The organism is Rufibacter ruber, assembly GCF_001647275.1.
Classification (GTDB): Bacteria; Bacteroidota; Bacteroidia; order Cytophagales; family Hymenobacteraceae; genus Nibribacter; species Nibribacter ruber_C.
The window spans coordinates 1-13,456 of sequence record NZ_LRMM01000095.1 but is presented as its reverse complement, the minus strand read 5'-3'; the positions used below and the strand labels follow the sequence as shown (position 1 = coordinate 13,456).

Here is a 13,456-nt window from a genome sequence, read left to right as displayed (position 1 = left end):
TTGCGCTTGGTGTTGACAAACGCCCAAAACAGGAAATCACAAAACCCCTTTCATGCCCTGCAGGGGAGTTGGCCGGGCGCGGGGGAAGCCGTCTTTGCTCCGGGCGGGTACTGTTTTTGAGAAACTCGCTGTGTGTCTTCTCTTTATGCCTCAGAACCTTTTTCTGCGCGCAAAAAGACGCCTGGCGGAGGCGCCCAGGGAGTAGTAGACAGGCACTCTGCTGTGACTTTTTTTCGCCTGCGTTACCCGGCTAAGGCACCCAAAACGGCAGAAATAGTGGCAAAGCCTGGCCTGGCAAGGGGCTCTGGCTGCAGGCAAGCCTGCTGTAATTGAAAGAGCGCCTGCGCCTGAGAAACCTCTGCCGGGGCCAAATGCGTGAGCAGATCCTCTAACAGATACCCAAAAGCCCTCACCTCTATGCGTTCCAGATGGGCGGCTTGCTCGGTTGAAAGGTTCTTATAAAGGGTGGCTGCGCCGAAATCCCCGAACAGCGCGTGCCCAGTGTCATCCACCAGCGTGTTGTGCGCATACAGATCGCCATGCAGAAGGTGGCGGGCGTGCAGGTGAGCGGCCGCAGCCGCAATGCCGCTGGTAATCTTTAACACCTCCTGCAAACTGAAAGCCGTGCCAGCTGCAAATACATCCCGGGTGCAGGTCTCAAAGCTGGGCGAGCCGCCTAAGTTGCGGTAACCCTGCGGGATCAACCTGAACACCAGCCCCTGCTTCTGCGCCGGATGTTGGGTGATTTTGCCCAGCACCTGTACCAGATTGGGGTGATCGCCAGCGGCCATGCACGCCTGCCTTTCATCTTGCGGAAACCCGTCACTGGTCACTTCGCCCTTGAACACCTTCACCGCCACCTGCTGTGGCTGTTGGTCTTCGGCCTGGCGGTGCCAGAGCGCCTTGGTGATAATACCAGAGGCGCCTTCGCCCACCTGTTCCTCCAGCGTCAGGTTTTCCCAAGATATTTCCAGCAGGTGCTCCTGAAGCGGTTGGGCGTTTTGGCACGGATTGCCGGCAAAGGCCAGCCAGGAGAGGCGGGGCAGGGAGAAAAGCCAGTCAGGCAGTGCAGTGAGGTGGTTGGCGGAGATGCGCAGCAGTTCCAGATGCTGGCACTGGGCCATTTCGGCCGGCAGGCGTGTTAATCTATTTCCCGCCAGCAGGCATTTCTGGAGGCGGGTGCACTGGCCAATGGAGGCGGGTAGTTGGGTGATCTGGTTGTCTGTCAAGGTGAGCCAGCGGAGCGAGGGCGGCAGCGCACCTTCAGGGACGGTGGTGAGGCGGCAGGCTTTGAACCCGATCATCTCTAGCTTAGGGCATTGACCCAGCACCGCCGGGAATGTGGTGAAGGGGTTGTTGGAGCAAAACAAAATGCGCAGGTTTGTCAATTCGGCCATCCAGTCTGGTAACGCGGTGAGCTGGTTCCCAGAAAGATCCAGCACTTCCAGGGTCTGAGCCAGGGTGCGTGTCTCCTGAGGCAGATGGGTGAGGCCGCAGGAAAGTTTAAGCGTTTTGGTGCCTTTTAACTGGCCAGACTCAAGTTGGTGAAGCGTGTGCATGGGTGCGGGAGAATGAAGCGGCAAAGGTAACCAGAATAGTTCTGAGTCCTGAGTCCTGAGTCTGGAGTGGGTGTTTTTAAGCTGCTTTTTGGAAAGGAGGCCTAAAACAGAACTGCGTGAGGGATAGCAGCGGAAAGCCCGCAGCGTGAGCGAGGACTTGCAGCGCATAGCCCGACCCGCAGGGGCACGCCCCAAAGGAATTAAGAATGGGGAATTAGGAAATGCTTTCCCTATATCTGCAGCCTTGAGAGGCTTTGATGGGAAATGAACTGGTTAGAAACGAAATTTTTTGTTCCTGCGGTGCGCCGCCAGATTCCTTGCAAGATGGCTTTTCTTGCTGTGGCTGGTGAGCGCATGGCGGCGGCACAAAGGGGGAGTTTTCTGTTTTTGAGCTGTTTTTCAGAAAATAGGCTTAAAACAGAAACTCAATCATTACGAAAGCGTTAAAGTTGGTTGTTGTTCTTTAGTAGAAAGATAATAAAACAGATGTTTGGGTTGTAGATTTTTATTCTATAATCTCTATTAAATTGATAGGAAAACTTGATTTATAAAAATCGGTACTTATCTTTGCAGCACTTACTTAACAGCCAGACAAAGACTACATGGTCTACCCATCTCACATAGAGCGAATGCGCTTCTGCTGTTGCAGCCCCTGCTGCTGTTGTTGCTAATCTTTGGCAGTCAACAAGTTTCTATTGCCCTGGCGGCACCCCAACATCCATTCATTTCTTACCCGTATTTTCTTGCCATGGCCTCTTCTAAACAAGAGCACGTGTCTCAACTTATACAGGAGACAGAAGGCTTACCCATAGACCAGACGTTCGCGCTGCTGGTGAACCTGTACCCCGGTGAAGTAACGTTCTCGTCCAGCTTCAGCTTTGAGGATCAGGTGATCTCGCACCAGATTCTGGAGAACGTCTTCCCCATCAGCATTTTCACGCTGGACACCGGCCGGCTTTTCCCCGAGACCTACAGCGTGTGGAGCAAGACCAATGCTGCGTATAAGACCCGCATTAAGGCGTATTACCCCAACCATGAGCAGCTGGAGGAGTTTGTGCACAACACGGGCCCCAACTCCTTCTATGAATCTACCCAGAACCGCAAAGACTGCTGCCACATCAGAAAGGTAGAGCCGCTCAAGCGCGCCCTGGCCGGCAACGCGGTCTGGATTACCGGCCTCCGGGCCGAGCATTCCCAAGGCCGCTCTGACCTACCCAAATTTGAGTGGGACGAAGGAAACCAGCTCATCAAGTTCCACCCGCTCTTGCATTGGTCTACAGAGGAGGTGATGGCCTTCATCAAACAGCACAACATCCCGTACAACACCTTGCATGACAAAGGCTTCATCAGCATTGGGTGCGCGCCGTGTACCCGCGCCATTCAGCCCGGCGAGGATTTCAGGGCGGGCCGCTGGTGGTGGGAAGATAGCAGCAAAAAAGAGTGCGGATTACATGTGTCAGAATCGCCGGCTCCGGTTACCCCGGAACTGGTTTCAAAATAGATAGAAATACCAAAATGGGTTCATATAAATTAGATTACCTAGACCAGTTAGAGGCCGAAGCAATCCACATTTTCAGAGAGGTGGCTGGTCAGTTTGAGCGCCCCGCCCTGTTGTTTTCCGGCGGAAAAGATTCTATTGTGCTGGTGCATCTGGCCCTGAAAGCCTTCAGACCCGGCAAATTCCCGTTCCCGCTGGTGCACGTAGATACCGGCCACAACTTCCAGGAAGCCCTTGATTTCAGGGATTACCTGGCAGACAAGATTGGCGAGAAGCTGATTGTGCGCAACGTGGAAGACACTATCAAAACCCGCGGCCTCACTGAGCAGAAAGGCAAACTGCCCAGCCGCAACGGCCTGCAGACCTACACCTTGCTGGACACCATTGAGGAGTTTGCCTTTGACGCCTGCATTGGCGGGGCCCGCCGCGACGAAGAGAAAGCCCGCGCCAAAGAACGTATTTTCTCCGTGCGGGACGAGTTCGGCACCTGGGATCCCAAGCTGCAACGGCCCGAATTGTGGAACATCTACAACGGTAAAATCAACAAAGGCGAAAACGTGCGCGTGTTCCCCATCAGCAACTGGACCGAGCTGGACATCTGGAACTACATACGGCGCGAGAACATTGAACTGCCGTCTATCTACTTTGCCCATGAGCGCGAAGTGCTGGAGTTTGAAGGCCGTCTGGTAGCTACCAACGAGTTTATCACGTTGCATGACAGTGACGTGGTGACCCGCAAAGTGGTCCGTTACCGCACCGTGGGCGACATGACCTGTACCGCCGCCGTAGAATCCAGCGCGTCTACTTTAGACGACATCATCAACGAAATCATCGCCACCAACACCAGCGAGCGCGGCCAGACTAGAATTGATGACCGCGTATCTGAGGCAGCCATGGAGGATAGAAAGAAGAACGGATACTTTTAGGACCTCACCCCCAGCCCCTCTCCCACGGAGAGGGGAGCCTTACAGACGCGTTTTGAGGTTGTTTTGCGGAAAACAGGCTAAAAACAGAAAAGCAGAATTCCCCCTCTCCGTGGGAGAGGGGGCTAGGGGGTGAGATGTTGCCAATCCCTGTTCGGGAGTCTACTCCCGAACTAAGCTGCCGGGGAGTTCTACTCCCATGGGAGCCATGGGCAAAAGCAGCAACAGAAGGGGAGTGGAACTCCCCGGCAGAAGACTTTCGGAGTAGAACTCCAAAAGAGCAAGGGAGAAGGAGCAAGAGTAGAACTCCAAAAGAGCAAGCCGTTTTTGAGCTTATTTCTGAAAACGAAGCCAAAAACGGAAACCCAGCTCTGGCGCGAGACTAAAGTCTCGTGACTTGGGATGAAGCGAGTCTCCAGACTCGCCGGGAACCACGAAAGAAAATGCGGGAAAAGGGAGTCTGGAGACTCCGCCCATCCATCGGCACGAGTCTGGAGACTCGCGCCAGAAGATAAGAAACTGTTTTGGCGCTGTTTTTAGAAGAACAGTCCCAAAACAGAAAAACTCAGAACTCAAGACTCAGAACTCATTTTCAAAATGGATATTCTAAGATTTTTAACCGCCGGGAGCGTAGATGATGGCAAAAGCACCTTGATTGGCCGCCTGTTGTATGACAGCAAATCCATCATGGTAGACCAACTGGAAGCCATTGAGCGCAGCACCAAAAACAAGGAAGAAGGCAAGGTAGATTTGGCGTTGCTCACCGATGGTTTACGCGCCGAGCGGGAGCAGGGCATCACCATTGACGTAGCCTACAAGTACTTCTCCACGCCCAAACGCAAGTTCATCATCGCAGATGCGCCGGGGCACATTCAGTACACCCGCAACATGGTCACGGGCGCGTCTAACTCAGACTTAGCCATTATTCTGATTGATGCGCGCCACGGCGTGGTAGAGCAGACCCGCCGCCATTCCATTATTGTGTCACTGCTGAACCTGCCGCACGTGGTGGTGGCCGTGAACAAGATGGATTTGGTGAACTTTTCTGAAGACAAGTACAATGACATCGTGATTGATTACGCGCAGGTGGCCAAATCTTTGGGCCTGAAAAACGTGACCTTCATTCCCATCAGCGCCCTCAACGGCGATAACATCGTGGACAAATCTTCGGCCATGCCGTGGTACGAAGGCGGTTCTTTGCTGAATGTGCTGGAAACTGTGGAAGTACACGAAGACATCAACCTCACCGAAGGCCGTTTCCCGGTGCAGTACGTCATTCGTCCGCAGACCGAGGAACTACCCGATTACCGCGGCTACGCCGGAAAAATCATCAGCGGCATCTATAAAAAAGGTGACAAAGTGGTAGTGCAGCCGTCAGGCGTGGAAAGCACCATCTCGGCTATTGAGATTGCCGGCGAAGAAGTAGAAGAAGCCTTCGCACCGCAGAGCGTGGTATTGCACCTGGCTGATGACGTGGACATTAGCCGCGGCGATGTTATTGTGAAGCAAGACGCGCCCGTGCAGGTGGCCCAGGAATTTGAAGTAGTGCTGTGCTGGATGGGCAACACGCCGCTGGTGCCACGCAACAAATACCTGCTGCAAATCAACAGCCGCACCGTACGCGCCGTGGTGAAAGAACTGCACTACAAACTCAACGTGAACACCCTGGAGAAAGAACTGTCGCCGGTGTCTGCGGGCCTGAATGATGTGGTGAAAGCAACTATCAAAACTGCTTCGCCCATTGCTTTCGACTCTTATCAGAAACTAAGAAGCAACGGCGGTGCCATCTTGATAGACGAAACCAGCAACGTGACCGTAGGCGCTGCATGATTTCGACAGAAGCCAAGCAGGAAGAATTCTGGCCGGAGATTTAGAAACCTCACCCCTGGCCCCTCTCCCACGGAGAGGGGGGGACGCCGCTAATTCGTTTTTCAGCTGTTTTGTGGAATAGAGCTGAAAAACGAATTATCTGAAAAGCCCCTCTCCGCGGGAGAGGGGTTGGGGTGAGGTTTTTTTACCTGAATTGCGTTTTCGCTGTTTTCCCAAAAACAGGCCGAAAACAGAAAAACTTGACCTTCTTCACTTGTCATCCTGAAAGGACCTTGTGGGCGAACTAGAAAAGCGGCTATTCAAGGGAAAAGAAACGCTACTCCTTCGTCCCCCTTTGGAGGCCCGGGAGACAAATCCAGCAGAAGAACCGAAGGCTTTGCTATTAGAAGCAAGAAAGATTGATTCTCGGGAATTCTCAACTGGCGCGAGTCTAATGACTCGTGACTTAGGATGAAGCGAGTCTCCAGACTCGCCGGGAACCACGCAAAGTAATTGCGGGAAACGGGAGTCTGGAGACTCCATCCATCCATCGCACGAGTCTGGAGACTCGCGCCAGAGAACAAAAAAATAACCTGTTTTCGGCCTGTTTTCCCAAAAACACCCCGAAAACGCAAAACAGAGCTCCCCTCTCCACGGGAGAGGGGCTGGGGGTGAGGTCACATGAAACAATTTACAGCCACCGTCATCATAGCAGGCGCCGGTCCCGGTGACCCTGATTTGATTACCGTGAAGACGGTGAAAGCTTTGCGCTGGGCCGAGGTAATTCTGGTGGACCGGCTGGTGAGCGAGGAAATCCTGACTAGTTACGCATCGCCGCAGGCGGAGATTGTGTACGTGGGCAAGCAATGCCGCAAAGAAGGCACCACGCCGCAGGCCACCATCAATGAGCTGTTGCTGGAGTACGCGCTGCTGGGCAAAAAAGTCCTTCGGCTGAAGGGCGGTGATGTCTCTATTTTCTCTAATGTGCTGGACGAGCTGCAAACCTTAACGGCCCACGGCATCGCGTTTGAAATTATTCCCGGTATTACTGCGGCGTTGGGCGCGGCGGCCTACGCGGGCATTCCGCTCACGGCGCGTCAACACGCTACGGCCGTGAGGTTTCTGACCTTCTACACCTACAGCAAACTCACCGAAGAATACTGGCAGGATCTGGCCCAAACCGAAGACACGCTGGTGTTCTACATGAGCAGCGAGCGGTTAAGTGAAGTGGTGGAGAAACTCACCCGCCACGGCATTTCTGGGGAGAAACAGCTGGCTGTGGTTGAGCAGGCCACTACGCCGTTGCAGCACGTGCAGACCAGCAGCCTCTATGAATATGAGCAGAATTTGGGCGGCAAAACGTTTGTGTCGCCCAGCCTGGTGATAATTGGCAAAGTGGTGAACCTGCACCAGGAATTTAAGTGGTTCACCAACAACCCAACAAGAGAACATTACTTCAAGCCGGTTTCTGAGCAGGTCGGTTTGGTACTTCAATAAGAATAACGCAATGTTAGCAGAAGCAAAAATCAAAGCCTTGCAGGAGCTGGTAGGCCAATCAAGCAAAGAAGAACTGATTTGGATAAGCGGTTACGTGGCCGGGCTGGCTTCTTCCGGGGGGAGCGTAACAGCCATGGCGGCAGAAACTACGGCAGCTGCGCCGAAGGCGGCGGTTGGGAAAGTGACCATCGCGTACGGCACAGAGACCGGCAACTCCAAGCGTGTGGCCACTGACCTGGCGGGCAAAGCCAAGAAAAGCGGCATCAACGCCAAAGTTGTCAGCCTGGACCAGTACCGCCTCACAGACCTGGAGAAGGAAGAATATTTCCTCACGGTCATCAGCACGCAAGGCGAAGGCGACCCGCCCGCGGGAGCCCAGAAGTTCTATGACTACGTGCACCAAACCGAAAAGCAACTGCCTAAACTCAAATACAGCGTACTGGCCTTGGGTGACACCTCGTACCCGCTGTTCTGCAAAGCCGGCGAAGACGTAGATGCGCAGCTCAAACGTTTGGGCGGCAGTCAGTTGGCACCCATTCAGAAGTGCGATGTAGACTATGAAGACGAAGCCAATGCCTGGTTCCAAAGCGTGATGCAGAACTTGGCTAGCGACGGTTCTACGGCATCGGCGGCAGCCGTTACGGCACCCGCTCCTGCCAAGAAAACCGGCAAAAAAATCTACACCGGCACCATTCTCACTAACATTATCTTAAATGACGTGGGCTCTAACAAAAAGACCCACCACATTGAGATTGAAGCCGATGACCTGGCCTATGAACCCGGCGACGCGCTGGGCATGGTGCCTAAAAACCGTCCGGCTACCATTGAGGCCATTCTGAACATCACGGGTGTTGCTCCCGCAGATAAAGTGACGCACCGCAACAGCGAAGCCACCGTGCAGGAGTTGCTGCATGACAAGGTGAACATCAATTACCTGCCCGAGCGCGTGGTAAAAAAGTACGCCGAGGTAGTAGGCCAGAACATTCCCGCCACCCGCATTGACCTGTTGGATTTGCTCCGCATCTACCCCGTGAAAGACGCCGAGCAGTTCAAAGAAGTACTGCAAATCCTGGAGCCCATCGCGCCACGCCTGTATTCCATTTCTTCGTCTTTAGAAGCGCATTCCGGTGAGATTCACGTGACCGTGGCGCGGGACGAATTCAGAATCAATGAGGAGTTGCTATGCGGCCATTGCTCTGATTACCTGTCTGAGTTAGCCGAAGGTTCAACCGTGGAATTCTACATTCATAAAAACAGCCAGTTCAAACTTCCGGCCGCCGACAAAGACGTGATAATGATTGGCCCGGGTACTGGTGTGGCTCCATTCCGTTCGTTCCTAGCCGAACGTGATGCTACTGGGGCAGATGGCCGTAACTGGCTTTTCTTCGGAGACCAGCACTTTGTGACAGACTTCCTGTACCAAACCGAAATTCAGAGCTGGTTTGAGACGGGCATTTTGACCAAGTTCAACGGCGCCTTCTCCCGTGACCAGAAAGAAAAAATCTACGTGCAGCACAAAATGCAGGAAAACGCTGCAGACTTCTATGAGTGGCTGACTTCCGGCGCTTATGTGTATGTGTGCGGCGCCAAAGAACCTATGAGCGTGGACGTGGAGAATACCCTGTTGCAAATCATCGGGCTGGGTGCTGGTTCCTCTCCGGAAGAAGCGGCAGTGTATCTGAAACAACTCAAGGAAGAAGGCCGGTATTTGAAGGACGTGTATTAAGGAATTCTGCTTCAAGTTTTCAACTTGGAGCAGAAATAAGGCAAGTTTCCAAATTGCCGGAATACAGAGTAGAGCAACGCAAGTTGAAAACTTGCTCTATATCAACCACAAGTTGAAAACTTGCGGTAGGTAGGTTCGCTCTTCCGGATTTGCAATCCCCTTCGCATTGTCTAGCTACCAAGTCGGGAGTACAAAACCCGACCAGCAGATGAAGAAGTAGCAAGAATATTAAACCAACTGGCGCGAGTCTGAAGACTCGTGACTTAAAGTGAAGCGAGTCTCCAGACTCGCCGGGAACCAAGAGCCGGAAACGCAGGGAAATGGAGTCTGGAGACTCCAACCACCTATCGGCACGAGTCTGGAGACTCGCGCCAGACGAACAAAAAAATAATCCTGTTTTCGGCCTGTTTTTCCAAAACAGCGAAAACAGCAAGAACCATAAAAGAAATTGGGCGGAAGTTTTCGCTCTAACTAGAACCAGTTTACATGGCAACTGAGCAAAAGAATCTGTCACCCGTTGAGCGCATCAAAGTTGAGAGCGACGGGCTAAGGGGTACCCTTAACGAAAGCTTGAAAGACGAAATCACCGGCGCCATTCGGGAAGATGATACCAATTTGGTGAAGTTCCACGGCATGTACATGCAGGACGACCGCGACCGCCGCGAGGAGCGCGCCGCCAAGAAACTGGAGCGCCTGTACTCGTTCATGATTCGGCTTCGGTTGCCGGGTGGTTTTTTGACGCCACAGCAGTGGGTGGCCACGCATAATATTGCCGGGGAGAATTCTACTGGTGTTATCAAAATTACCACGCGGCAGACCATTCAGTTGCACGGCATTGTGAAGTCCAAGACGCGGCCCACCATCAAGGCCTTTGACCAGGTGGGGCTGGATTCCATCGCCGCCTGCGGCGATGTGAACCGCAACGTGGTGTCCAGCGCCAACCCGCTGGAGTCGCCGCTGCACGAGCGCATTTACCAGTACGCCGACCGCATCAGCGAGTACCTGTTGCCCAAGACCCGCGGCTATTATGAGGTGTGGCTGGAAGACGAGAAAATCATTGACAAGAAGGAAGAGGAAGACCCGCTCTACCAAGACCGTTACCTGCCGCGCAAGTTCAAGATTGGACTGGTCATTCCGCCCAACAATGACTCAGACGTGTTTGCGCAGGATTTAGGGCTCATCGCCATTATTGAGAACAACGAGCTGAAGGGCTTTAATATCGCCGTAGGCGGAGGTCTTTCTTTTACCCACGGCAACGCCGAAACCTATCCGCGCCTGGCCTCTATTCTGGGGTTTGTGAGCGTGGAGGAATCTGATGAGAAGCTGTTTAAAGCCGTGTATGAGGTCTTGACCGTGCAACGCGACTTCGGGAACCGTTCTGACCGCAAACGCGCCCGTGTGAAATATACCATTGACGCCCTGACTGTAGACGGCTACCGGAAAGAACTAGAAAGCCGCATCGGGTTTCAGTTGGAGGAAGCGCGTCCCTACAAACTGAACTCGCGCAAAGACCACTACGGCTGGGCGCAGAGCGATACTGGTCTGTGGCACTACACCGTGTTTGTGGAGAACGGCCGCGTGCTGGATTTGGAGAATGGCGTGGTGCTGAAAACCGCGTTTTTAGAGGTAGCCCAAACCGGCAAAGCCAACTTCCGGTTCACCTGTAACCAGAACGTGATTCTCAGCGACATCACGCCTGAGAACAAAGCTGAAATTGAACAGATTCTAGCCAAACACAACGTACTGGCGCATACCGAGGCAGCTTCTTTGCTCCGGAAAAACGCCATGGCCTGCGTGGCCCTGCCTACCTGTCCCTTGGCCTTGGCTGAAGCCCAGCGCTACTTGCCGGAACTCATCACCAAAATTGACGACGTATTGGCCAAGCACGCGCTGTTGGACGAGGAAATCATCATCAGAATGACAGGTTGCCCCAACGGCTGCGGGAGGTCGGTGCTGTCAGAGATTGGCTTCATCGGCACCGCGCCTGGCCGCTACAACCTCAACCTGGGCGGCGATATGGAAGGCGAGCGCTTAAATGTGCTCTACAAAGAAAACGTGGACGAAGCCGCCATTCTGCAGGAGCTGGACACCGCCTTCGGGTTGTTCAAACAGAACCGCCGGCTGGGCGAGCGCTTCGGGGATTTCGCTTATAGAACGTTGGTGAATTAGAAACCTCACCCCCGGCCCCTCTCCCACGGAGAGGGGAGTTCTGGAATTCTGTTTTCGGGCTGTTTTTCCAAAATCAGGCGAAAACAGAAAAGCGGCAGTCCCTCTCTCTGGAGGGAGAGGGCTAGGGTGAGGGGGGAAACGCTGGCTATAGAAAGAAGAGTTTTGAGAACCGAAATACGTGTTTCTTTTTTGCTGCTGCTTTTGCTGTTTGAACCGGGTTTCCCTCATCCTAACCTTCTCCCAGAGGGAGAAGGGACACCGCAGATGCGTTTTCGACCTGTTTTTCAGAAAACAGGCCGAAAATAGTAATCTAACTGGCGCGAGTCTCTAGACTCGTGCGACGGATGATTGGAGTCTCCAGACTCCATTTACCAATAGACAGTTCATGGTTCCCGGCGAGTCTGGAGACTCGCTTCATCCTAAGTCACGAGACAAAGTCTCGCGCCAGGGTAAGAGAAAAACAATCAACAATTAGTAATCAACAATTTCTGTGTCTACAACCCTCACCGTCAAAGAGCAAAACAACCTGTTCCCGGTTTTTCTGAAACTGGAGCAGATGCGCGTGCTGGTGGTGGGCGGCGGGAACGTGGGGCTGGAGAAACTGACGGCGCTGCTGCAGAATTCGCCCGCGACTACCATTAAAGTGGTGGCCATTGAATTTAACCAGGCGGTGCTGCAACTGGCGCTGGAGCATGACAACATTTCGCTGGTGCCCAAAGCCTTTTCTGCGGAAGATGTGGCCGGGGCCGATATTGTGATTGTGGCCGTGAATGACCGCGAGGCCAGCCGCGACATCAGCTTGGAAGCCAAACGCCAGGGTAAACTGGTGAACGTAGCGGATACGCCTGATTTATGCGATTTTTACTTGAGTTCGGTGGTGCGGAAGGGGAACCTCAAGATTGCCATTTCCACCAACGGGAAATCGCCCACTATGGCCAAACGCCTGAAAGAGACCTTTAATGAGACGCTGCCCGAGGAGTTGGACGAGGTGCTGGACAACCTGCAGCAAATCAGGAACCGATTGGCCGGAGATTTCGCCGCCAAAGTGACCCACCTTAATGACATCACCAAAGTGCTAGCCGTAAAAGAAAAATTGCCGCGCCAAAAGAAACCAACCACAAAGCCTTGGAAGAAACTGACCATGGGCGGTGCGGCTGCGCTATTCTTGATGCTGTTGGGCTACGGAGTCTCTTTCTTCTTTCCGCTGGCCGAAGCGACAGCCCAAACCCAGAACCTGTTGCTGAACATTGAGCCGCTGTTTTACTGGATGATTCTGGCCGGGTTTGCCGCTCAGATGGTAGACGGGGCGTTGGGCATGGGCTACGGCGTGACTTGTACCACCATTCTCATGTCACTGGGCGTGAACCTGCCCGCCATTAGCGGAAGTATCCATACCGCCGAGGTGTTTTCCAGCGGGGCCTCGGGCTACAACCACTACCGGTTCGGGAACGTGAACAAGAAGCTGTTCAAGGTGCTCCTCATTCCGGGGGTGCTGGGGGCTATTGCGGGCGCGTATCTGTTAAGCGTGGTGGGCGAGGAGTACGGAGGGTATGTGCGGCCTATCTTGGCAAGTTACACGTTAATTCTGGGTTCGCGCATTGTGTACAACGCCTTCCGGAAGACCAAGACCCGCAAAAAAATTAAGAAGGCCGGATTGTTGGCCGGAGCCGGAGGATTTTTGGACTCATTTGGAGGCGGTGGTTGGGGTCCGTTGGTGACCAGTACGCTCATTTCCAAAGGCCGAACCCCACGTTTCGTGATTGGCTCCGTGAGCATTACCGAATTCTTTGTGGCGCTGGCCAGTTCCCTCACGTTTTTCGCCATGCTGGGGTTAAGTCACCTGCACATCATTCTAGGCTTGGTTTTAGGCGGCCTCATCGCCGCGCCCATCGCCGCCCGTTTGGCTGGGAAACTGCCCATGAAAACCATGTTCATCGCCGTAGGCTCCCTGGTGATTATCTGGAGCCTGCGCATTCTGCTGAAAGCGGTGGGGCTGTTTTAAGGCACCAACTTACCTTCTTCTTTATATTATTTGCACGCATTCCGTCCCCCTTTGAAGGGGGTAGGGGGATGATGACTCGTGCAGAGTTACTTGTGCAGAATCACATATTTCTGAAAATCAGTTCTAAATAAAAGCTGATGGTTCTTCCGCAGCCCTTGTCATCCCCCTACCCCCTTCAAAGGGGGACAATCAAACATAGTAAACTAAGAAGAGATTATTGATAGTGCGTTTTCGGCCTGTTTTTCTGTAAAATAAGGCCGAAAACGATAACGG

Annotated in this window: 9 protein-coding genes; 8 read left to right on the top strand and 1 reads right to left on the bottom strand. The window is 53.4% G+C overall.

The window, feature by feature from the left end; genetic code table 11:
• Nucleotides 1-242: 242 nt before the first annotated feature.
• Complete coding sequence (locus tag A8O25_RS20755; RefSeq protein ID WP_066839313.1) at nt 243-1,559, bottom strand: leucine-rich repeat-containing protein kinase family protein; 1,317 nt, start codon at nt 1,557-1,559, stop codon at nt 243-245.
• 264 nt (nt 1,560-1,823) lie between these two features.
• On the opposite strand from A8O25_RS20755, the gene A8O25_RS23110 reads away from it, so the two are divergent.
• The 8 genes from A8O25_RS23110 to A8O25_RS24300 all read left to right on the top strand — a co-directional run bounded on the left by A8O25_RS23110 (nt 1,824) and on the right by A8O25_RS24300 (nt 13,183).
• The gene (locus A8O25_RS23110; RefSeq protein WP_153042863.1) at nt 1,824-2,006 is read left to right on the top strand and encodes a hypothetical protein; all 183 of its coding nucleotides are present in this window, start codon (nt 1,824-1,826) and stop codon (nt 2,004-2,006) included.
• A gap of 301 nt (nt 2,007-2,307) precedes the next feature.
• Nucleotides 2,308-3,060, top strand: a complete 753-nt coding sequence (locus A8O25_RS20750) for a phosphoadenylyl-sulfate reductase (RefSeq protein WP_066839311.1) — start codon at nt 2,308-2,310, stop codon at nt 3,058-3,060.
• 14 nt (nt 3,061-3,074) lie between these two features.
• Nucleotides 3,075-3,983 carry a sulfate adenylyltransferase subunit CysD gene (gene cysD / locus A8O25_RS20745; RefSeq protein WP_066839307.1) on the top strand — a complete coding sequence of 303 codons (909 nt, stop codon included), beginning with the start codon at nt 3,075-3,077 and terminating at the stop codon, nt 3,981-3,983.
• Nucleotides 3,984-4,577: 594 nt separating this feature from the next.
• Nucleotides 4,578-5,810 (top strand): sulfate adenylyltransferase subunit 1, encoded by a 1,233-nt coding sequence (locus A8O25_RS20740; protein ID WP_066839306.1) that lies wholly within the window; start codon nt 4,578-4,580, stop codon nt 5,808-5,810.
• Nucleotides 5,811-6,470: 660 nt separating this feature from the next.
• On the top strand, nt 6,471-7,286 hold the full coding sequence (cobA, locus tag A8O25_RS20735) for a uroporphyrinogen-III C-methyltransferase (RefSeq protein ID WP_066839304.1): 816 nt from the start codon (nt 6,471-6,473) through the stop codon (nt 7,284-7,286).
• A 10-nt stretch (nt 7,287-7,296) separates the two neighbouring features.
• A complete protein-coding gene (locus A8O25_RS20730; RefSeq protein WP_066839303.1) occupies nt 7,297-9,012 on the top strand; it encodes a diflavin oxidoreductase in 1,716 nt (571 codons plus the stop codon).
• A gap of 486 nt (nt 9,013-9,498) precedes the next feature.
• Nucleotides 9,499-11,181 carry an NADPH-dependent assimilatory sulfite reductase hemoprotein subunit gene (locus A8O25_RS20725; protein ID WP_066839302.1) on the top strand — a complete coding sequence of 561 codons (1,683 nt, stop codon included), beginning with the start codon at nt 9,499-9,501 and terminating at the stop codon, nt 11,179-11,181.
• A gap of 490 nt (nt 11,182-11,671) precedes the next feature.
• Nucleotides 11,672-13,183 (top strand): TSUP family transporter, encoded by a 1,512-nt coding sequence (locus tag A8O25_RS24300; protein WP_206598725.1) that lies wholly within the window; start codon nt 11,672-11,674, stop codon nt 13,181-13,183.
• Nucleotides 13,184-13,456 lie beyond the last annotated feature (273 nt).